This window comes from Marinobacter fonticola (assembly GCF_008122265.1).
Taxonomy (GTDB): Bacteria; Pseudomonadota; Gammaproteobacteria; order Pseudomonadales; family Oleiphilaceae; genus Marinobacter_A; species Marinobacter_A fonticola.
This window is the reverse complement of sequence record NZ_CP043042.1, coordinates 2,826,136-2,847,124: the sequence shown is the minus strand read 5'-3', so window position 1 is coordinate 2,847,124 and position 20,989 is coordinate 2,826,136. Positions and strand designations below refer to the sequence as shown.

The 20,989-nt window shown below is 56.6% G+C and carries 26 protein-coding genes; 21 read left to right on the top strand and 5 right to left on the bottom strand.

All coding sequences use genetic code 11. The annotated features are described in order from the left end of the window. Window positions 1-57 precede the first annotated feature (57 nt). From FXO11_RS12625 to FXO11_RS12555, 15 genes are all read left to right on the top strand, one after another. The gene (locus tag FXO11_RS12625; RefSeq protein WP_148863303.1) at window positions 58-2,055 is read left to right on the top strand and encodes a heme lyase CcmF/NrfE family subunit; all 1,998 of its coding nucleotides are present in this window, start codon (window positions 58-60) and stop codon (window positions 2,053-2,055) included. After that, a complete protein-coding gene (locus tag FXO11_RS12620; protein WP_148863302.1) occupies window positions 2,052-2,576 on the top strand; it encodes a DsbE family thiol:disulfide interchange protein in 525 nt (174 codons plus the stop codon). Before FXO11_RS12625 ends, FXO11_RS12620 begins: the two co-directional genes overlap by 4 nt. Next, window positions 2,567-3,049, top strand: a complete 483-nt coding sequence (locus tag FXO11_RS12615; protein ID WP_148863301.1) for a cytochrome c-type biogenesis protein — start codon at window positions 2,567-2,569, stop codon at window positions 3,047-3,049. The genes FXO11_RS12620 and FXO11_RS12615 overlap by 10 nt, the downstream gene beginning before the upstream one ends. After that, on the top strand, window positions 3,046-3,936 hold the full coding sequence (ccmI, locus tag FXO11_RS12610; protein ID WP_148863300.1) for a c-type cytochrome biogenesis protein CcmI: 891 nt from the start codon (window positions 3,046-3,048) through the stop codon (window positions 3,934-3,936). The genes FXO11_RS12615 and ccmI overlap by 4 nt, the downstream gene beginning before the upstream one ends. 39 nt (window positions 3,937-3,975) lie before the next feature. Then, a complete protein-coding gene (lgt, locus tag FXO11_RS12605) occupies window positions 3,976-4,779 on the top strand; it encodes a prolipoprotein diacylglyceryl transferase (protein ID WP_148863299.1) in 804 nt (267 codons plus the stop codon). Window positions 4,780-4,821: 42 nt separating this feature from the next. Continuing rightward, a complete protein-coding gene (locus FXO11_RS12600) occupies window positions 4,822-5,478 on the top strand; it encodes a methyltransferase family protein (protein ID WP_148863298.1) in 657 nt (218 codons plus the stop codon). Between the two features lie 114 nt (window positions 5,479-5,592). After that, complete coding sequence (locus FXO11_RS12595) at window positions 5,593-6,492, top strand: MBL fold metallo-hydrolase (protein ID WP_148863297.1); 900 nt, start codon at window positions 5,593-5,595, stop codon at window positions 6,490-6,492. A gap of 206 nt (window positions 6,493-6,698) precedes the next feature. Next, on the top strand, window positions 6,699-7,430 hold the full coding sequence (locus FXO11_RS12590; protein ID WP_168203168.1) for a class I SAM-dependent methyltransferase: 732 nt from the start codon (window positions 6,699-6,701) through the stop codon (window positions 7,428-7,430). A gap of 125 nt (window positions 7,431-7,555) precedes the next feature. Next, the gene (locus FXO11_RS12585; protein ID WP_148863295.1) at window positions 7,556-8,257 is read left to right on the top strand and encodes a sulfite exporter TauE/SafE family protein; all 702 of its coding nucleotides are present in this window, start codon (window positions 7,556-7,558) and stop codon (window positions 8,255-8,257) included. A gap of 155 nt (window positions 8,258-8,412) precedes the next feature. Next, complete coding sequence (locus FXO11_RS12580; RefSeq protein WP_148863294.1) at window positions 8,413-8,817, top strand: MerR family transcriptional regulator; 405 nt, start codon at window positions 8,413-8,415, stop codon at window positions 8,815-8,817. A gap of 93 nt (window positions 8,818-8,910) precedes the next feature. Next, a complete protein-coding gene (locus FXO11_RS12575; protein WP_148863293.1) occupies window positions 8,911-9,309 on the top strand; it encodes a hypothetical protein in 399 nt (132 codons plus the stop codon). An 89-nt stretch (window positions 9,310-9,398) separates the two neighbouring features. Continuing rightward, on the top strand, window positions 9,399-10,895 hold the full coding sequence (locus FXO11_RS12570; RefSeq protein WP_148863292.1) for an efflux RND transporter periplasmic adaptor subunit: 1,497 nt from the start codon (window positions 9,399-9,401) through the stop codon (window positions 10,893-10,895). Window positions 10,896-10,910: 15 nt separating this feature from the next. Further along, window positions 10,911-11,252, top strand: a complete 342-nt coding sequence (locus tag FXO11_RS12565; protein ID WP_148863291.1) for a copper-binding protein — start codon at window positions 10,911-10,913, stop codon at window positions 11,250-11,252. 62 nt (window positions 11,253-11,314) lie between these two features. Then, window positions 11,315-14,461 (top strand): efflux RND transporter permease subunit, encoded by a 3,147-nt coding sequence (locus FXO11_RS12560; protein ID WP_148863290.1) that lies wholly within the window; start codon window positions 11,315-11,317, stop codon window positions 14,459-14,461. Next, the gene (locus FXO11_RS12555; protein ID WP_148863289.1) at window positions 14,458-15,690 is read left to right on the top strand and encodes a TolC family protein; all 1,233 of its coding nucleotides are present in this window, start codon (window positions 14,458-14,460) and stop codon (window positions 15,688-15,690) included. Before FXO11_RS12560 ends, FXO11_RS12555 begins: the two co-directional genes overlap by 4 nt. Before the next feature lie 192 nt (window positions 15,691-15,882). Here the strand turns inward: FXO11_RS12555 and FXO11_RS20510 are convergent, their stop codons facing one another. Genes FXO11_RS20510 through merT form a run of 4 tightly spaced genes read right to left on the bottom strand, consistent with a single transcriptional unit; the run spans window position 15,883 to window position 17,963 of the window. Further along, entirely contained in the window at window positions 15,883-16,437 is a 555-nt protein-coding gene (locus FXO11_RS20510) for an FAD-dependent oxidoreductase (RefSeq protein WP_264766170.1), read from the bottom strand. Continuing rightward, a complete protein-coding gene (locus FXO11_RS12550; protein ID WP_264766169.1) occupies window positions 16,403-17,296 on the bottom strand; it encodes an FAD-dependent oxidoreductase in 894 nt (297 codons plus the stop codon). Before FXO11_RS12550 ends, FXO11_RS20510 begins: the two co-directional genes overlap by 35 nt. Further along, complete coding sequence (gene merP / locus FXO11_RS12545; RefSeq protein ID WP_455025037.1) at window positions 17,293-17,592, bottom strand: mercury resistance system periplasmic binding protein MerP; 300 nt, start codon at window positions 17,590-17,592, stop codon at window positions 17,293-17,295. The genes FXO11_RS12550 and merP overlap by 4 nt, the downstream gene beginning before the upstream one ends. A 20-nt stretch (window positions 17,593-17,612) precedes the next feature. After that, the gene (gene merT / locus FXO11_RS12540) at window positions 17,613-17,963 is read right to left on the bottom strand and encodes a mercuric ion transporter MerT (RefSeq protein ID WP_148863287.1); all 351 of its coding nucleotides are present in this window, start codon (window positions 17,961-17,963) and stop codon (window positions 17,613-17,615) included. Between the two features lie 73 nt (window positions 17,964-18,036). Between merT and merR the strand changes: the two genes are divergently transcribed. From merR to xisR, 6 genes are all read left to right on the top strand, one after another. Continuing rightward, window positions 18,037-18,477 carry an Hg(II)-responsive transcriptional regulator gene (gene merR / locus FXO11_RS12535; RefSeq protein WP_148863286.1) on the top strand — a complete coding sequence of 147 codons (441 nt, stop codon included), beginning with the start codon at window positions 18,037-18,039 and terminating at the stop codon, window positions 18,475-18,477. A gap of 274 nt (window positions 18,478-18,751) precedes the next feature. Beyond that, window positions 18,752-18,913: a hypothetical protein gene (locus tag FXO11_RS20505; RefSeq protein WP_227545894.1), complete on the top strand. Its 162-nt coding sequence runs from the start codon at window positions 18,752-18,754 to the stop codon at window positions 18,911-18,913. A gap of 70 nt (window positions 18,914-18,983) precedes the next feature. After that, on the top strand, window positions 18,984-19,232 hold the full coding sequence (locus tag FXO11_RS12530; protein WP_148863285.1) for a hypothetical protein: 249 nt from the start codon (window positions 18,984-18,986) through the stop codon (window positions 19,230-19,232). Window positions 19,233-19,405: 173 nt separating this feature from the next. Continuing rightward, the gene (locus tag FXO11_RS12525) at window positions 19,406-19,615 is read left to right on the top strand and encodes a hypothetical protein (protein ID WP_148863284.1); all 210 of its coding nucleotides are present in this window, start codon (window positions 19,406-19,408) and stop codon (window positions 19,613-19,615) included. 12 nt (window positions 19,616-19,627) lie between these two features. After that, window positions 19,628-19,849: a hypothetical protein gene (locus FXO11_RS12520; RefSeq protein WP_148863283.1), complete on the top strand. Its 222-nt coding sequence runs from the start codon at window positions 19,628-19,630 to the stop codon at window positions 19,847-19,849. Between the two features lie 224 nt (window positions 19,850-20,073). Beyond that, complete coding sequence (gene xisR / locus FXO11_RS20655) at window positions 20,074-20,220, top strand: excisionase family protein (protein ID WP_406565652.1); 147 nt, start codon at window positions 20,074-20,076, stop codon at window positions 20,218-20,220. Window positions 20,221-20,239: 19 nt separating this feature from the next. Here xisR and FXO11_RS12510 read toward each other — a convergent pair whose 3' ends face one another. Further along, entirely contained in the window at window positions 20,240-20,887 is a 648-nt protein-coding gene (locus tag FXO11_RS12510; RefSeq protein ID WP_148863281.1) for a recombinase family protein, read from the bottom strand. Between the last annotated feature and the right edge of the window lie 102 nt (window positions 20,888-20,989).

The window sequence follows — 20,989 nt, the reverse complement described above, 5'->3', positions numbered from 1 at the left end:
AAACCCTCACCGATAGGTTCGGTCATCGCCGAAGCCTTAACCGAACACGGCCCCGAAATGCTTACCCTGACAGTTCCTGAAGTTGGTCTCTTCGCGTTACTGATTGCACTTTGCCTGTCGCTGCTTCAGGCGACGGTGCCCCTGCTGGGAGCCGCCACCCGGCGCCCGTTGTGGATGGCGTTCGCGGAGCCTATGGCGTGGGGGCAATTTGCCTTTCTGCTGGTTTCTTATGCCAGCCTGACTGCCAGTTTTCTTCTGGATGATTTCAGCGTGGACTATGTGGCCCGTAATTCGAACTCGATGCTGCCCTGGTACTACAAGTTCACCGCCGTCTGGGGATCTCATGAAGGCTCGGTGCTGTTGTGGAGTCTGATTCTCAGTGGCTGGGGCTTTGCAGTCAGTCTTTTTTCGCGCGATTTGCCAAGGGATATGCTGGCGCGGGTACTGGGTGTTCTGGGTGCCGTTAGCGCGGGGTTCCTTCTTTTTATCGTAGTTACGTCCAACCCCTTCGAACGCCTGCTGCCGGGCATACCCACTGACGGTGCCGATCTGAATCCGTTGCTGCAGGACGTCGGCCTGATCATTCATCCACCGATGCTTTACATGGGCTACGTGGGCTTTTCAGTGGTCTTTGCCTTCGCCATCGCTGCGCTGATTGAGGGTCGTCTCGACGCGGCCTGGACGCGCTGGGTGCGGCCGTGGACAAACATAGCCTGGGCCTTTCTCACCCTGGGCATTGCTCTGGGTAGTTGGTGGGCCTATTACGAACTGGGTTGGGGAGGCTGGTGGTTCTGGGATCCGGTGGAAAACGCTTCGCTTCTTCCCTGGCTGACCGGGACCGCCCTCATACATTCACTGGCGGTCACGGAAAAGCGCGGCACGTTCAAGAGCTGGACGGCGCTTCTGGCCATTTTTACCTTCTCATTGTCGCTGCTGGGAACTTTCCTGGTGCGTTCAGGGGTGCTCACATCGGTCCACGCCTTCGCTAATGATCCATCGCGGGGCCTCTTTATTTTGGCGTTGCTGGGTATCACGGTTGGCGTTTCATTGTTGATATTTGCGCTACGGGCGCCACGGATGAGCGCCAGCGTCGGCTTCGGTTGGCTATCTCGAGACGCCTTGTTACTGATCAACAATATCCTACTGGTGACGATGACGGTCACCGTCCAGTTGGGCACTCTATACCCTTTGATTCTGGATGCGTTGGGACTGGGTAAGATCAGTATTGGCGCCCCTTACTTTAATAGCCTGTTCGTGCCATTGACCGTCATGCTCTGTGCTTTTATGGGGCTGGGGCCGGTGGCGCGCTGGAAGCAGATGCCTGGGCGCGAGCTGTTCCGTCGGCTTCTGGGGTCGGGCCTGGCGGCGTTGGCTATTGGCGTATCGATACCGTTTTTGTATGGAGGCAAGTGGAATACAGCCGTGGCGTTGGGGCTGGTCGCGGCCTTGTGGGTCGTGCTGGCGCTGGTGCGCGATCTATCCGATAAAGTCCGCAAGGCCTCTTCGGTGCAGGCCGGGTTGCGCAAGTTGACCCTGTCGTACTGGGGCATGGTGGCCGGCCATACGGGCCTGGCCGTCACGATTGTGGGCGTGGTGATGGTGTCGAACTACGCTGTCGAGCGCGACGTACGATTTGCGCTTAACGAGCAGGTCGACCTGAGCGGTTACGTCTTTACGTTGACCGAACTGGGCGAGCGCAGGGGGCCTAACTTCCTGGCCGATACGGCGACCATTGAGGTTACCCGGGGCGGCCGAATGGTCACCACCCTGCATCCTGAGAAGCGCCTGTATATCGCCCGGGGCCAGCCGATGACGGATGTAGCCCTACACCCGAGCCTGCTTCGGGACCTTTATGTTGCTATGGGCGAGGAACTGGACGACGGCAGTTGGGCAATGCGTATACAGGTCAAGCCCTTCGTGCGCTGGTTATGGCTGGGTGCACTGTTGATGGCCTTCGGGGGCGTCCTGGCCGTGGCTGACCGTCGCTACCGTCGTCGCCGTGCAGCCATAGCTGGAAGTGAATGGGTGAGGCCGACACGCGAGGTCCACACATGAAACGCCGGCTGTTGCTGCTGCTCCCTTTTCTGGTGTTCCTTGGTCTGGCCTTCTTTCTTTACCGGGGGCTGTCGCTCGACCCAAGCGGGCGCGAGTCTGCGTTGCTGGGCCGGGAATTTCCGTCATTCACGCTCTCGACGCTGGAGGATCCCGATGCTGAGGTCGATGAATCCCTGCTGCACGGACGGGTTTCTCTGGTCAATGTCTGGGCCTCCTGGTGCCCGACCTGCAAGGAGGAGATGCCTCAGTTACTGGAACTCTCCGAACGCGGCGTGCAGATGGTCGGCATCAACTATAAAGATACCCGTGACCTTGGACGACAGTTTCTTGAAGAGTTTGGAAAGCCTTTCGAGGTTAATATCTTCGATCCTGCCGGTGACTTAGGTTTTGAACTTGGCGTATACGGCGTACCGGAAACCTTCCTGGTCGACGCAGACGGTATCGTTCGCTACAAGCACATTGGGTACATCACGCCCGCCCAGGTGGAGGAAGTCATGGCGGAGGTAGAGAAATGGCGCTAATAGCCCGCTCCTGCGTACTACTCTTTTTTTTGCTGCCGATATTCCAATCTATGGCTGCTCCAGCTATCGACGCACGTACTTTCGAGAATCCGGTGATGGCGGAGCGTTACCGCGATATCACAGCTTCATTACGCTGCCCTAAATGTGATGCTCAAGCCATAGACAGTTCCAATTCACCGGTAGCCGGCGATATGCGGGAGCGGGTTGCGTTCCTGCTTCGCGAGGGGCGTTCTGACAAGGAGATCCTCGATTTCATGGTTGATCGTTTTGGTGAGTTCGTACTCTACAACCCGCGCCTTGATGGGCGTACCTGGCTGCTGTGGGCGTTGCCGGCAACAATGATGGTAGGTGGTGGCCTGGTTGTGACTGCATTTGTCCGAGCGCGCAGACACAGGCGAGTTCGAGCCCTCTCGGAAGAGGAGCGCACGCGCCTGGCTTCTCTCATCCATCGTCACCGGGAGGAAACAGAATGACCATGCTCTGGCTGGGTATCGCCCCACTGCTGCTACTGGTGTTGTGGTTCCTGAGTTTACCGTTGCGGCGAACAAGGATGACCCATGCCCGGCAGCAAAGGTTTGAAGCTGATGATCATGCTGAAGAGCAGAATTTGGCAGTCTATGAGCGGCGGCTCGCTGCGCTGGAAAGGGCCCGCGAGCGCGGCGAGATTGAGGCTGCACGCTTTGAAGAAAGCCGTATCGAGCTTGATCGCAATCTATTGGAAGATACCGAGACCCGACGTCGCGCGCCTCTCAGGCAGCCCCTGTCCGGACGTTTTGTAATACCGCTGGTGATGATGGCTGTGATCGTTGCCAGCGTAATCGGGTATCAATGGGTGGGCGCCGACGGCGATCTGGCTCTGTATGACGCGCAGCAGGAGGTGCTCAACTCACCCAATGCCTCACTGGCGAAGCTGGTTGAACGGCTCGAAGAGCAGGCCGAGACTCAGCCGGACAATCCCAAGGTTTGGACATTGCTGTTTCCGCTATACCAGCAGAGCGGCCAGCCAGTTCTGGCGATTCGTGCGCTGGAACGACTTATCGAACTGGAAGGCCGCAGAGCCGATCTGCTGGCCCAGTTGGCGCAGATTAAGTTTTTTACCGCCGGGCGCACCTTGACCGATAAGGTGCAGGCGCTGGTAGATGAAATCCTCGACAAGGATCCGCGTCAGCCGACGGTGCTGGGTCTATTGGGGGTAGAGGCCTTTGACGACGGCCGCTATAAACAGGCGATCGAGTTCTGGCGCCGGGCGATGGCTGGCTTTGACGATGACGAGTCCGCCGCAGCCATTCGTGAAGGTATCGCTGTTGCCAAACAGCGGCTGGAACGGTCCGCCAATGAAGCCGAGCGGCTTGTTGATTAGAACCTGAACGTACTTTCAAACACTCAATCAGGAAAGCCTATGCTTCAATACCCGCAAATTGACCCGGTAGCCATCTCACTGGGCCCACTACAGATCCATTGGTACGGCCTGATGTACCTTGTTGGTTTTCTCGCGGCCTGGTGGCTGGGTCGCCGCCGGGCCCACCGCGTGGGGCTGAGCCACAAAGACGTTGAAGACTTGATCTTCTACTGCGCAATCGGCGTCGTCCTGGGTGGTCGCGTGGGTTATGCGCTGTTCTATGGCTTCGACAAATTGGCGGAGAATCCGCTTTGGTTGTTCAAAGTCTGGGAAGGGGGCATGAGTTTTCACGGAGGCTTTACCGGGGTATTGGTTGCAGCCTTGGTCTTCGCCCGAAAGCAAAACCTGCGGTTTTTTCAACTCACGGACTTTATCGCACCCCTGGTGCCGATTGGCCTGGGGGCAGGGCGCCTTGGCAATTTTATCAATCACGAGCTCCCGGGGCGGGTCAGTGACATGCCCTGGGCCATGGTGTTCCCGAATATGGGGGAGGCGCCACGCCACCCGTCGTCACTGTATGAGTTTGCACTGGAAGGTGTTGTGTTGTTTGTTGTGCTGTGGTGGTTCTCACGCCACCCTCGTCGGATGGGCGCAACGTCCGGCCTATTCCTGTTGCTCTACGGAATTTTCCGTTTTGCGGTCGAGTTTGTCCGCCTCCCCGACCCGCAACTGGGGTTCATCGCCCTCGGCTGGGTGACCATGGGGCAGTTGTTAACCCTGCCTATGATCCTCGGAGGCCTTGCATTAATGGCCTGGTCAAGACGTCAACCGATCAATAAAGCGGAGGCGGTGACAGCCAGATAAAAGCTGTCTTTGCTTGTTTGTTGACTCACGAGGAAATTTAACATGAAAGAAACTATTGCTCATTCCGGAGCCTGGGGTATAGCGGCGATCATGATCGTCCTGATCTCCTGGGTCATGTATCGTTGGCTCGCTCCCAGGACATGGCGGGAGTGGGGCAGTGCCGGGGTGGTGCAAGCATTTATTATCGCATTGTATGCAGAGATGTACGGCTTCCCTCTCACTGTCTATTTGCTCGTGCGGTTCTTTGACTTGGACGGTAGTGAGCTCAGTGCGAATCTCTGGTCTTCGCTGCTCGGTATCGGCGAGATGGGTATGCTCGTCGCGATGCTGCTCGGCTATGCTCTGGCTGTGACTGGCATCGGTATTTTTCTGCAGGGATGGCGAGAACTTCACCGTGCACACCAACAAGATCGCCTTGCTACGGATGGACTCTATAGCGTCGTGAGGCATCCTCAATATACGGGCCTTTTTCTCATCCTGTTCGGGGAGGGAATTGTGCATTGGCCGACGCTGTTCTCCGTTAGTCTGTTCCCCATCATCGTTCTCGCCTATAGCCTGCTCGCACGCCATGAAGAGCGAAAGGTGATTGAGCGGTTTGGGGAGGAGTACCGAACCTACCAGCAGGATGTGCCGAGGTTTATTCCAAGAGTCGGCCGACTTGCAAAACTCATTGGCAAGTCCCGCTCGGGGCTGGGCTGACACACAGGGAAGAGTACTGCGTCGAGGAAGTGCTCGTCTGTAGACGCCAAAGAAACCGCTTAAGACGATGCTCGGTCATCCATAACCATTATCAACTTTGCAAGGGGGCGCCTTATGCAGAACTTCAGATGTTCTTCTGGACAACCTGATGTAGCAGGCTTCTATGATCCACTGTCGTCTAGTATCCAGTACGTAGTTACCGACACGAGAACCCTAAAGTGCGCCATTATCGATCCGGTTCTTGATTTCGATGAGAAATCCGGCTCGACAGCATTTCATCTTGCCGATGAGATCCTGGCATACATAGCAGAGCAGGGGCTCGAGGTTGAATGGATATTGGATACTCATCCTCATGCCGACCATATGTCCGCCGCACACTATCTGAAAGAGAAAACAGGGGCGCCAACGGGGATAGGCACCTATGTAAAAGACGTGCAGGCACTATGGAAGGACCTTTACAATTGGCCTGTTTTTCCTGCCGATGGCCGTCAATGGGACCATCTTTTTGCGGACGGCGATGTGGTCCGGGTGGGGTCAATTCAGGGCAGGGTATTGTTTTCTCCCGGCCATACGCTGGCGTCAGTTACCTATTTACTGGGTGATGCGGCTTTTGTGCACGACACGCTTTTCCAGCCTGATAGCGGTACTGCCCGCGCCGATTTTCCGGGTGGCGATGCCCGCCAGCTCTGGCAATCCATTCAGGAGATTCTGGCCCTGCCCGACGAGACCCGGCTATTTACCGGCCATGACTATCGACCGGGCGGCCGAGAGGCAAGGTGGGAGAGTACCGTGCGCGAACAGCGGGAAACCAACAAGCACCTGATGGGTGATCAGACTGAAGATGGATACATCGCCATGCGGAACGAGCGTGACAAAGAGCTCCCCATGCCCAAGCTTCTCCTCCATGCGCTGCAGGTGAACATACGTGGCGGTGAATTGCCCGAGCCCGAAGACAATGGTCGGCGCTATTTGAAGATACCTCTTGATGCCTTTGATGGCGCAGTTTGGGACTAGTGACAGAGACCGATAAAAAGGAGGTTCAAATGAACATCGGCCTGCTCGACGAGCGATTGAATGTCATTGCTCCGTCCAGCCTGAAAGGTCGCTAGGCCCCGCAGTACCGCCAGAAGCGCATCTTCAGCCGTGCCGGCCTTGAAGTCTCTGGCCGAATAGGCGGGTGCGTGTGGTGTGTCGAGAACCGCTTCATTGGAGAGATTGTGATGTCAGCTTTTTCAAGGATTGCCGGGGACTATGATGATCTCTGGCTTTTAACCGATGGCTACCGGGACTGGATGCTGACCAAGACTCTTGGGCATTTGAGTATGCGAAGGAATAGTAAATTCGCGGACCTGGGAGGTGGAACCGGTATATTTGCTCACCTCCTGAAGCTGGGCGTGCCGCTTGAGTCTGACGCCATATGCGTGGATCCCTCCGACGCCATGCTCTTGAACGCAGGGCGGTACCGAGGCCTCCAGACATATTGTGAATCTGCTGAAACGTTTGCCCATAGGCAGGTGCCAATGGACCGGATTCTTATCAAGGAATCGATCCATCACGTCCGGAATCGTCAGAATTTTTGGGAGAAAATAAGCTCAAGTTTAAGGCCCGATGGCCGTGTTTTGGTGGTGACTCGGCCCAGTTTGCCGGAGCTTCCCCTTTTTAAACGGGCGATGACGGCCTTTTCAGAGAGCCAGCCGGAACTTGAAATTCTTCTCGATGAAATCTCCAGTTCAGGTCTCAGAGCTGTGACAAACACGGAGCAGTACCACGTCCAGATCCCGAAGGAGCGCTGGTATGCAATGCTTCGGGCTCGGTTTATGTCGAGTCTCGCAGGCTTTACTCCCGGTGAAATTGAGGACGGTATCCTAGAAGTCGACAGCCAGCTTGACAGAGATCAGGTCCGCTTCACTGACCGTTTGTTCTTCGTGGTTGCTGAGCATGAGCCACAATGACCAAGCTGGGTCGCCTCACGTGGTGTCCGGTTTATGCGCAAGGCTTTACGGTCGAGTGTATTCGTACGAGACGTTAACAGGTGATGGCGCGGATGATTAATACAGCTCGCTTTTGAGAATAACAGATGGATCCTTCTATATTTGGTTTCTCCCCCTTTGCGGCCGCCTTTGTTTTCGGTCTCCTTGGGGGTGCGCACTGTATTGGAATGTGCGGCGGTATCATGGGCGCGCTGACCTTTTCGGTGCCTCGCGAGGTGAGTCGGCCTCACCGTGTATTTGGATTGTTGCTGGGGTTTAATGCAGGCCGCATCTCCAGTTACATGGTCGTCGGAGCTCTTGTCGGTTTAGTCGGTGCCGGGCTCAGCCATGCGCTGGATGGTGTTGCTCTTGTGCTGAGAATAGTGGCTGCCGTCATGTTGATATTGATGGCGCTATATATCGCCAATTGGTGGAAGGGGCTGGTTCGTATCGAGTCCTTGGGCCGCTATGCCTGGGATATCGTAGCTCCTATCGGAAAGCGGTTTATGCCCGTTGTCAGGGTCCGCCAGGCATTTGGTTTGGGCGCAGTCTGGGGATGGATGCCCTGTGGATTAATTTACTCAATGCTCGCCTGGAGTCTTGCGATTGCGGAACCCCTGCAGGGCGCCGCACTGATGGGTGCGTTCGGGCTTGGAACCCTGCCGACGGTGCTGGCAACCGGCATGGCAGCACGGCGTATCTCAGGCTGGATCCAGAACCCAACGACACGCACAGTGGCAGCGCTGCTGATCATCTCGTTTGCCGCCTGGCAACTGTGGCACTTGCAAGCCATGGGCGCCATGCACTGAACATGAGGCTATCTGATTGCGGGAGCCGGGCGCGTGGGAAGGAACTTTCACTTGCCATCTAACCCAAAGTACATATGGGCACGGATTCCCTGCGGACAAGATCGTATTGATGGCTCGCGGGCTACTACGAAGAACGTTCAGAGGAGGTTGGCGCTGTGAAAGTTAAAGAAATTGCGAGATTGGCGGATGTCTCCGCGGACACTGTTCGTTTTTATAGGCGCGAAGGGTTACTCCGACCGCGGACAAATCCCTGTAATGGCTACCACGTGTATGATTCGAAAGACCTAAGCCGTTTACGTTTTATTCGTGCGGCTAATAAATTGGGTCTGAACCTGAATGAAGTCAGAGTCATTCTGGATCAAACGATGGAAGATGGCGGCGTTGCTAGCGGCAATCTGAAGGAATTATTTGCAGACCGTCTGCTCAGACTGGAGCAGGAATTAAACGAGCTTAAGCAACTTCGTGACGACATGAAAGCTGCAGTTGAGGAATGGCAACATAGGCCAGGCGGAGTCCCTAATGGGGAGAATGTCCAAAAATTAATAGGCCAGTGGAGCTAGTGCCAAACCGTACAATTTACTGCTTGACCTTGTGGTAGCTGCACCTTACTATCTCGAAAACTTATTTAAACTCAATCACCTGAGTCACTCCTCTTGCCCCACCAAACAATTCGCCAAGCTGTTATTCACCTGCTGTTGCTGATCATGGCAATGCAGCCGGTGCTGGCGTTCGGGCAATTTAAGGCAGATCCAACGGAACCTTCTCTCAAGGCCCACCAGGTGGCCATGACGGATTGCTGCGACAACACCGGTTTAGACACCACTACCGCGCATTTGGAACAAGACATGGCCTGTGGTGATATGGCAACGGCGGACTGTGCCCTGGCTGCCAATTTGGGTAGTTGCGGTGGCATGCTGTCTGTACTGGTTCCTGAAAAGGCGGATTTGCCGGCGCAATCTTCCTCTGGCCCTGCACACCACCGCCCCCGCGGCGGCTATCTCAGCATCATTCTCGACACCCTTACACCTCCCCCCAATTCCTCAAAAGCCTGAACCGAGCCTTTTTGATTTGTTCGCACGTTCGTACGGGCCTGTAGTGGGCTACGAATAAGCGCTCATGAGCTTTAAACGAGGAAACATCAATGCGCATTGCCCTGGTGGCGATAGTGATCGCTATGGCCTTTGGTCTTGGCTGGCTGACCAGTCAGCAAACTATGCCAATGTCCAAATCAGCCGATTCCAGCAGTCCAGCCGGGAAATCGGCCGACGATAAAGAGCCCTTGTACTGGGTTGCCCCCATGGATTCCAACTACCGCCGGGATAAGCCGGGCAAGTCCCCCATGGGAATGGATCTAGTGCCCGTTTATGCGGAAGAGGACACCGGCCGGGACGATGGCGGGGTGCAGATAAACTCTGCTGTCAGGACCAACCTGGGAGTTAAAACCCAGTCGGTCTCCCAAGGTTCGGTCTCCATTCCGGTCCGTACCGTGGGTTATGTCGCCGACGACGAGGACAAACTGATCCACGTCCACAGCCGTATCGCCGGTTGGGTAGAGGTTCTCCATATTCGCTCACCGGGAGAGGAAGTCCGTCGCGGCGAGCCACTGTATGAGATCTATTCGCCGGAGCTGGTCAATGCCCAGCATGAGTTCCTGATGTCCGAGCGCCTGAAACGAGGCTCAGAGACGACAGCAACGGGCGGCAAGCTACGGGCCCTGGGTATGACAGATACCCAAATTGCCAACCTGAAAAGCACAGGAAAGGTCCGTGAGCGCATCACCGTGTTCGCCCCCGGTTCAGGCTATGTGGCCGCTCTGCCGGTCCGTGCCGGTATGTTTGTGCGTCCGGACACCGAAATCATGGCCATCGGCAGCCGCGATTCGGTCTGGGTGATCGCCGAATTCTTCGAACGCCAGGCCGGGCTCGTCGTTGCCGGCCAATCGGTGGAATTCACCACACCCTCCATGCCAGACACTCAATGGCAGGGCACCATTGACTACGTCTACCCGGAGCTGGATGCCAAAACCCGGACTTTGCGGGCACGGGTGCGCGTTCCCAATCCTGATGGCCGGCTGCGCCCCAACATGTTCGTAACTCTCACGATGGATGCCCCCATCGGCGATGACCTGCTGACCATCCCCAGAACGGCGCTGATCCAGCGCAGCGATAGTCAGCACGTGCTGCTGGCCGAAGACGAAGGCTACTTCCGCCCGGTGCCGGTCGCAACCGGCCAGGAAGCGGGGGACAGGGTGGTCATCCGCGAGGGGCTAAAAGAAGGACAGCAGGTGGTCGTGTCCGCCCAGTTCCTGATCGACTCCGAAACGAGCCTCGAGGCCGCCATGCTTCGGCTTGAAACGGATAAGCAAAATGCAGGCGATGCGGGTTCACACGACTCGCCTGCCAGGCTGATCCAGGGCGTCGGCCGAATCACGGAACTCGATAGCGACAGCACCTCAGTCACCCTCGATCACGGCCCGATTCCCGACCTTGGTTGGCCAGCCATGACGATGACATTTGGTATCGCCGATTCCGTGGATTTGGGAGACCTGGGCCCCGATCAGAGCGTCAACTTCGGCTTTCGGGAGACACCTGAAGGCTACCGTATAGAACGCATTGAACCTGCGCAAGATGCGCAATAACCACTGGAGAAAACCATGAACCTGAAAACCCTGACGATGGCTGTTGTGTTTGGATTAACGCTGGGTCCCGCTCTGACGGTGGCCGATAGCAACATGGGCTCCATGTCCGGCATGGACAAAAAGGAGTCAACGGGCCCGGTCCAGAGTCGCGGCGTGATCACCGCGATCAACACCGAAAAACGCAAGATAACCCTGAATCACGAGCCCATTCCGGAGCTGAATTGGCCGAGCATGACGATGGGGTTTCCCGTGGCGCCAGAGGTGAACTTGGAGGGCCTGGGTAAAAACGATTCGGTTTTTTTCACCCTGACACCGGCCGGTAAGGGCCAGCAAATAACCAACATCAGGAAACAATAGCGATAAACCGGGGTGCGGAGCCATGCGACCGCCCCCGGACATCACCAAACCGGATTCAGCCCATGATTAACGCCATTATCCAGTGGTCGCTTCATAATCGATTTTTTGTACTCCTTGCTACCCTCATTCTGACCGGATGGGGCTTCTATTCCGTCCGCGAAACACCTATCGACGCCATACCGGACCTGTCGGACGTGCAGGTGATTGTTAAAACGCCTTATCCCGGTCAGGCGCCACAGGTGGTGGAAGACCAGGTAACTTACCCGCTGACCACCGCCATGCTCTCAGTACCGGGTGCCAAGACAGTTCGCGGATACTCCTTCTTTGGCGATTCCTTCGTCTACGTGATTTTCGATGACGACACCGACCTGTACTGGGCCCGCTCACGGGTGCTGGAATACCTGAGCCAAGTGGCCGGGCAACTCCCCGATGCAGCCAAACCTGAACTGGGGCCGGATGCCACTGGCGTTGGCTGGGTGTATTCCTATGCCCTCGTAGACCGCAGTGGCCAGCACAATCTGTCGGAACTGCGGGCCATTCAGGACTGGTTCCTGAAGTTTGAGCTGCAAACCGTGCCAGGCGTATCCGAGGTAGCGAGCGTGGGAGGCATGGTCAAACAGTACCAAGTGGTAGTGGACCCGAATCGGCTACGTGCCCACGACATCACTCTGCAGCGCATTCATGCCGCCATCAATAATGCCAACCAGGAAACCGGCGCTTCGGTAGTGGAGATGGCCGAGGCGGAATACATGGTACGGGTTACTGGTTACCTGCAGAACGAGGAGGATCTGCGTCAGGTGCCGCTGGGCGTTAGCGAAAATGGCAAGCCCTTGTTGCTGAAGGATGTGGCGGATATCCAGTTGGGGCCCCAGATACGTCGGGGTGTCGCCGAACTGAATGGAGAAGGTGAGGTGGCCGGTGGCATCGTAGTGATGCGCTTCGGCGAAAACGCACTGGCAACCATTCAGGGTGTTAAACAACGGCTCGAAGATATCAAGGCCAGCCTCCCGGATGGCGTCGAAGTCGTGCCCACCTATGATCGTTCCACGCTAATCAACAGCGCGGTCGATAACCTATACGGCAAGTTGTTGAAAGAGTTCCTGGTGGTTGTCCTGATCTGCGCGGTGTTCCTGTTCCACCTGCGCTCTTCGCTGGTGGTTATCGTCAGTCTTCCGGTGGGTATTCTCGCCGCGTTTGTGGTGATGCATGCCCAGGGCATCAACGCCAACATTATGTCCCTCGGCGGTATCGCCATTGCTATCGGCGCCATGGTGGATGGTGCCATCGTAATGGTCGAAAACGTCCATAAACACATGGAGCGTACCCCGCTGACCCCGGAAAACCGATGGGCCGTCATGTCACGAGCTGCTGGCGAGGTTGGGCCTGCGCTGTTTTTCTCACTGATGATTATCACCGTCAGTTTTCTGCCGGTATTCACCCTGGAAGCTCAGGAAGGCAAGCTCTTCGCACCCCTGGCGTTCACCAAAACCTACGCTATGGCTGCGGCTGCCGGGCTAGCGATTACGTTGGTGCCGGTGCTGATGGGCTACTTCATTCGTGGGAAGGTATTGCCGGAGCACCGCAATCCTATCAACCGACTGCTGATCTTCCTTTACAAACCGGTCATTGATTGGGCTTTACGGCGTCCAGTTCTGATGCTTGCAAGTGGCCTGATTGTGCTGGTCATCGGCTTTTGGCCGGCCAATAAGCTGGGCAGTGAGTTTATGCCGCCTCTGGACGAGGGGGATCTGATGTACATGCCCACCACTTATCCCGGTATCTCCATTGGCAAGGCACGCCAGATTCTGCAACAGACTGACAAACTGATCGCCAGTATCCCCGAGGTGGAAACCGTGTTCGGCAAAATAGGCCGCGCCGATACGGCTACCGATCCGGCCCCGCTGACCATGATCGAAACCTTCATCCAGTTTAAACCTCGAGACCAATGGCGACCCGGCGTGACACCGGAATCCCTACGCCGGGAACTGGACCAAACCGTCAAACTCCCCGGCCTCACCAATGCCTGGGTGATGCCGATCAAAACCCGCATAGACATGCTCTCCACAGGGATTAAGACCCCAGTGGGCATCAAGGTCGCCGGGCCTGATCTGGCGGTTATCCAAGGCATAGGGGAAGAACTGGAACGGGTACTGTCTGATATACCGGGCACTGCCTCCGCCTTTTCCGAAAGGGTGGCCGGTGGCCGCTACATCAAGGTGGATATACAGCGCGAGTCCGCCGCTCGTTTCGGGTTGAATATCTCAGACATTCAATCAGTGGTGCGCACCGCAATTGGCGGCATGAATGTAGCCAGCACCGTGGAGGGGTTGGAGCGCTATCCCATCAACCTGCGCTACCCCCAGGGCTACCGGGATTCGGTAGAGCAGATGCGCCTGTTGCCCATCGTGACGCCTGATGGCAAGCGTATCGCCTTGTCGGATGTGGCGGATATTCGCATCGATCATGGGCCACCGATGATCAAGTCGGAAAACGCTCGAATCAACGGCTGGACCCTGGTGGACATCGAAGGCCGGGATCTGGGCAGTTGGGTCCAGGAAGCCCAGGCCCGCGTTCAGGAAGAGATGGACCTGCCCTCCGGCTATTCCCTGACCTGGTCCGGACAATATGAGTACATGCAGCGTGCCAAGGAACGCCTGACGATGGTCGTGCCCCTTACTCTGGCTATCATCATCATCCTGCTATACCTGAACTTCCGCAATCTGACTGAGGTGGCCATCATCCTCGGGACCCTACCGTTTGGCATGATCGGCGGCATCTGGCTGATGTACCTGCTGGGCTACAACCTGTCCGTGGCCGTAGCCGTCGGCTTTATCGCCCTCGCCGGGGTGGCGGTGGAAATCGGCGTGCTGATGCTGGTGTACCTGAACCAGTCCCTGCACAACGCTTTAGAGACCGTCGATCATCAGCCAGGGGAGTTGTCGGCGGATGCCCTGCGCCAGGCGATCAGCCACGGGGCTGCGCAACGGGTGCGCCCGATTATGATGACCTTCGCCGCCATCGTGGCCGGCCTGGTGCCCATCATGTTAGGCAGCGGTACCGGCTCGGAAGTGATGCAGCGGATCGCAGGGCCAATGATCGGGGGGATGGTCACCACGCTGATCCTGACGCTGCTGCTGATCCCGGTAATTTTCTATCTCTGGCAGCATGCCCGGTTTAAAAAAATTATTAAAAAAGGAACCTTCCGATGATCCGGTTAGCGGAAATCCAAGTCATATTGGTGCTATTGGTCGCGATATCCTCGCCGTCAACTGCACAATCCCTTGAAGCAGTGGACCAATGGATCGCCGAGGCACTGGCCAACAACGCCGCCCTCGGCGCACAGAAGTCCTCCATCGAGGTCGCGAGGGCCGGGGTGGATAGTTCTGATACCTGGGCCGACCCTGTCTTTAAATACGGTATCGCACCAGAAACCCTGGCGGGCCCCAACACGGTTGGCCATCGTTTCGAGCTCAGCCAGCAATTACCCTGGCCAGACCAGCTATCGGCGTCCCGTAAGGCGGCGGAAGCAGAAGTAATCGCAGCCCGGCAGGACACTCAGTGGCGGGTTCGGCAGCTGACGGCCAGCGTTAAGGGGGCCTACGCGCAATGGTGGTTCGCCAACGAGGCGATTGAACTTCACCATGAGACCCGCGCTCTTGTGGAGCAGCTTGCGAAGGTTTCCGATCAACGGCTGAGCTATGGCGTAGGCTCTCAAAGCCAGATGCTCAGGGTGCAAACGGAATTGGATACCCTGGATGCCCGATTGGTTGAACTGAAGGCGGACCAAGCAAGGCTTGCCGGCAAGCTGATCCCATTGCTCGGGCGCCGTCCCACCGATTCCAACCTGCAACTGTCTCTGCCGCCGGACACGCCTCTGGTGTCCAACGGTCGGAACGGGATGGATCACCCGATGATTGAGGCTGCCCAAGCACGAGAAGCTGAGGCCCGCGCCCGACTGGAGATTGCCGAGACCAATCGCAGGCCCGCGTTTACAGCCAGTGCGGGCTACAACAGCCTGTGGGCTGACGATAGCAAACGTTGGATGATCGGTATCGGCATTCGGATACCGTTTAGCGGGCAACGACAGCACAGTGCCGTTCGCAAGGCCGCCGCCGAAGTTTCCCAGCACCAATGGCGGACCACCCAGGCACACCGAGAGTGGCTGGCTTCGATTGCAGATATGAAGGCGAGCGTTCAGGCTGGCTATGACCGTTTGGACATCCTCAACCAGCGGCATTTGCCCAATCAGCGCGCTCACTGGGAAGCCAGCCTGAACGAGCTGGCCAGTGGCACCGGCAGGCTCGAAGACGCCATCAATAGTGCAAGGCAACTCAATGGAGTGAAACTCGCGAGAGCTGCGATCATCCGTGATCTTTATAGCGCCAGGGCGGGATACGAAGCTTTGCTGCCAATGGATACCACCGACGTATCAAACTGAAAGAGAATCCGCCATGAGACTACTACTGGCAGCACTCTTCACGCTCGTCCTGTTTCCGGCCGTTGGCGGCCCCCGAGACAGATTTCTGAGACGTCTGCAAATATACGAGAACTGCGACAGGGTCCAATAGAAGTGGGCTGGCCCCGGTGATTATCCGGGGCTCGCTATACTGAGTGTCAAGTAGAGTATTTATCATCCAGCGCAGCAGGAAAGCTGCTTAACGTCTTTCGTAAAGGCCTGAGCACAGAGTTTCAGCCCTTCCACTGTGGTGAGGTAGGGAAACAGCTCGTTGCCGATTTCTTGTACGGTCATACGAGCACGCAGTGCCATCACCGCAGTCTGGATCAGTTCACCTGCTTCACCGGTTACCGCCTGGACGCCCAGTAATCGCCCTGATCCCTTCTCCGCCACCATTTTGATAAACCCGTTAGTTTCGAAATTCACCAGAGCTCGCGGCACGTTTTCCAGATTCAGCGTACGGGTATCGATGCTCAGGTCTCGATTGATGGCCTCGGCTTCGGTCAAGCCAACCGTGGCCACCTGGGGATCAGTAAACATCACGCCCGGCATGGCACTGAGATCCAGGGCGGCCTTGCCCCCCGTCATGTTGAAGGCTGCCCGACTACCCCCAGCAGCCGCGACATAGACGAACTCCGGCTGATTGGTGCAGTCTCCGGCAGCATAAACACCTGGGACTGTTGTTTGCAGGTATTCATCCACCTGAATCGCACCACAGGAGGTTTCCACGCCGATGCCTTCCAGGTTCAAAGCCTCGGTGTTCGGTGTTCGGTGTCCGGCCGGTCGCCACCAGCAGTTGGTCCGCCCGCAGGGCACCGGCGTTGGTGTCAAGAATGAATTCGTTGTCGGTATGGTCGACATGGCTTGCCTGGGTCTGCTTAAGCACATCGATACCCTCGCGCCTGAACGCTGACTCTATTGCGTCACCGATCGCCGGGTCTTCACTGGATAACAAGTGGCGGCGGGCCAAAACCGTCACTTGGCTGCCCAACCGCGCGAACGCCTGGGCCAACTCTAGAGCGACGAAGCCGGCACCGATGATGATCAGCCGGTCAGGCACAGTATCCAGTGTCAGCGCGCTAGTGGAGGTGAGATAGGGCGTGTCGGCCAGCCCTGATATTGACGGCTCTGCGGGACGGGCACCCGTTCCGATAAAGGCGCGATTAAAGTGGACAGTCTGCTCGCCCCCGTCATTCAGCCTGACCGCCAGGCTTTGGGCATCGAGAAACCGGGCTTCGCCGTTGAGGACCGAGATGGCCTCATGATTGCGCAGTATGCTTTCATATTTCGCATCACGCAGTTGCTCCACGCGCTCTTGTTGCTGTTCAAGTAGTTTTGCCCGCCTTACCACTGAGGGATTGGCGCTTACCCCATTGTCAAAAGGACTCTCCTTGCGCAAGTGCGCAATATGCGCGGCGCGAATCATGATCTTGGAAGGTACACAGCCGGTATTGATGCAGGTGCCGCCGATGGTGCCGCGTTCAATCAGTGTGATGCTGGCCCCGCGCTCTGCGGCTTTTAAGGCGGCCGCCATGGCTGCGCCGCCGCTGCCGATTACTGCAACGTGCAGATTGCTCGCGCTACTCATTCGGGGAACTCCCTACTCGCGTTCGAGGGCTTCAAGGTGGAGGGGTAGCCCGCGTTAGCCGTGGCTTCAGTCAACGCCTCCACGGACGTTAGTGTGTCGTCGAAGGTAACCACGGCCTCACGATCCGGGTAGCTCACGTCGACTTGCGAAACACCGTCCATCTTATTCAAAGCCAGCTTGATGGTGATCGGACACGCGGAACAAGTCATGCCTGGTATCGAGAGCGTGACAGTCTGCATGGTCGCTAAAGCAGGCATGCTAAGCAGGGCGGTGATCAACATCAGACCAAAGCGCATTCTCATGGGGAGGCTCTCCTTTAATAGAATAGAGGCAGTGCATAAGGGAAAACCAAAGCGACCAGTACCAGGACCGCTACACCCCAGAAGATCACCTTATGGGTTGTTCGCACCATAGGTACGGCACAGCTCTCTCCAGGACGGCACTGTTCCACTGGCCGATAGATTCTGCGCCAGGCAAAGAACATGGCTATCAGTGCCACGCCAATGAATAGTGGGCGATAAGGCTCAAGGGCCGCGAGGTTACCGATCCAGGCGCCGGAAATGCCCAGCGCGATCAATACCAGTGGGCCTAGACAACAGGCCGAGGCGAGAACTGCCGCGATTCCCCCAGCGGCCAAGGCACGGCGCCCTGATCTAGAATTCGACATATAGCTTCCGCCTTTTATGAGCTTGTTTCTTGAGGCAAGGTTACTTCCGTAGTCAACTACGGAGTCAAGGCGTATGTCGAGTAGGGAGACCTTATTGACCATCGGTGGCTTTGCCAGGGCCGCGGATGTCTATGTCGAGACTATTCGCTATTACCAGCGACGAGGGTTAATACCGGAACCGGTGCGTCCTCCTGGGGGAATTCGACGTTACGGCCCCGCCGACATCGATCGTTTAACATTCATAAAGACAGCCCAGCAGTTGGGATTCAGTCTCAATGAGATAGACGACCTGCTTTGGCTTGAAGGCGGTGCCCACTGCAAGGAAGCCAGCGTTCTGGCTGAGCACAAGCTGAGGAATGTGCGCGAGAAGATCGACAGACTGGAAAAAATTGAGAGTGTTCTCGCCGAGATGGTGGATCGTTGCCACGCTGGCCCCGACAATGTCGCTTGTCCGCTCATTGCGTCATTGCATGAAGGGGTCAGTGAGAGCGGAGATCCAAAAGTGAACTCCTAAGAAGTCATAGAAATCGACCCATGTTGCGGAAGTCAGGGGAAGTGCAGGTGGTGCCCCCGGCAGGAACCGAAAGCCACATCTAACCTTATGAAAAATTAGGCGCTGGCACTTGTTCGGTGCCTGAGTACCCACAACAATACCCGCATTTTCTCTATGTGCCTGGGCTGCCAATAGCTACCACTGCGGCACAAAATTTCCTCAGCGATCCCTTGCAGGGAGAGTCTTGTCTGGATATTGTATTCGTGTGTTACGCGAACACGATAAGGAGAAAACCATGCCGGACTTGGTGCACATCAGTGCGCGAATAGAGGCGGAAACGCGAAGGAAGCTTGACGAAATCGCCAGGAAGCGGCGGATGCGAACTGGTGAAGATGTGCGCCTTGCGGATCTCATCAGAACTGCACTCGATGAGTATGTGGCACGTCACAAGGACTGACGATAGGACCCCCGCGCCTGCTGCAACAGGGCGGGGGAGTTACACAGTAAAGTAATTGAGGAACTCAACCATGCAACATCAGCATCTTACCACCGCTGGGAGAGAAGCTATACCGAACGCCGGACCGTTCCTTTGCGTCACTCTCGATCCATACAAGAAGGAAGTGATGATGGCTTTCGGCGATAAAGCCTGGGTTGGAACATACCGCGAAGCATTGGAAACCGAGACCATCGCTGCTCATCTCATGCCAGAAACCATAGCTCTCTTACGTATGAATGTGGACGGCACAGCGCCGGACAAGGGAGGGCTAAAACAATGAACCCGCAAGCCCAACCAGATTCACCTTTTCTCGCAGAGGGTTTCCTTCATGGTTTCGGAGTGAGGCTATCTGAATCCGGACCACGGTTGCCCGACGAGCCCGTTTCGCAATCTGAGGCTGAAGATCTGAGGGACTTCTTCTCAGCCACCCATCCATCGGTGGAGGTGGTACAAATGAGCCTCGCTGCCGACCTGTCTCTGGCTGCGCATGTGCCTTCAGAAGATGACCGGTTCGGCTATCACTTTTTCGCCAAGGCTTATGGTCGCCCCGAACGCCACACGAGCTTTGTTCCCATGACCTACGGGGATGCCCTGACGCGTGTAGAAGAGCTGAGAGAGTCGGGCTACGTGGGTGTTGAACTTTACTTGCTGACGGACATTTGAAGGAGCGCGACCATGGAAAATAATGCTGAACTTCACCAGAAAATAAACGAAGTGCGTGAACGTCTGTTCGATGCTGAGATACTGTTGATGTATATGACGGATCCATCCGTGCTCAACGCGGATAATCCGGATGTGGTTCTAGGTGCGCTGGTAAAGCAGGCCAAAGAGCACGTGAGCTTTTCGGCTGGAGAGATGACAAGGATCATAAACCCAGGTGAGAAGAACCTGGTTTGAACTTTCCGCTATTGCAGGCGCCTGGCTTCCGGGCGCCTTGCGTGGTAACTGTAAGCCCACCGCAGGCGCGGTAGTGAACCGTGGCGAAGTGAGATGTGGGACCGGCAGGCCTCAGAGCGAAGCTTTTCCCGGAAGCGCGCGACTGTCGAAGACTTAAAAGAACGGATAAGGGCTCTATAGAAGTGACTGCTTCACGCTGGGTGCTTGAGCGAAAGCTCACTGAAATGACCGGGCTCACCAAGGACCAGATAAAAATCCGCAGAAGGCAATGGGTGGAGGGCCGGCAGTGGAAGTACGGGCCTGACGGCGTTATCTGGTACAACCATGCCGAAATAGATCGTTGGGTAGAATCAGGCTGGGCTGCCACGTAGCCACCTCTTGCCTTCGCCGTCAACGCTCAGGCGACTTTTTGGCGCCGGCAGATTTGGTAAATTCCTTCTTCACGGTCTGAACAGTTGAGGTTGAGCAATCGGCATATTCGGCGACCTTGCGAACACTGAGGCCTGACTTGAGCAGCTCTTTAATCTTGCGTCGCTTGTCCATGTCCCGGGGCCTGCCCTGGTAGACGCCCGCGGCTTTCGCCTTGGCAATCCCTTCAGCCTGTCTGCGGCGGCGGTCTTCGTAGTCCTTGCGAGCAATGGCGGCCATCATATCCAGCATCATTCCGTTAATCGCATCCAGCATCCGTGCTGTGAATTCGTCGCCCTCCGTGCTTCTCATCGCCTGGTGGCTGGTTGGAAGGTCCACGGCCACTACACGCAGCCCCTTGGATTCGATCTCAGAGCGTAGGCGCTTCCAGTCTCCGGCCGGTAGTCGCGAGAGCCGGTCTATGGCCTCCACCAGCAACACATCACCCGGCTGGGCATCTTTCAGCAATCGCTGAAGCTCGGAGCGATCCGCCTGGGCGCCGGAAGCATTCTCGGTGTACCAATTGGCGATCTTGTGCCCGCAGTCCGTTGCGAAGGACTGAAGCATCGATTGGGCCCTGTTTGCATCTTGCTCGTCGGTGCTGGCCCTGAGATAGGCGCGAATAAACATAGCGTTCCCCTGGTGTGTCATTTTGGGTTATTTTCGACACACTGTAGCGATTAGGGTCTGCTGTGGCAATTATTATTACGGAATAAATCGGAGTTTATTTGT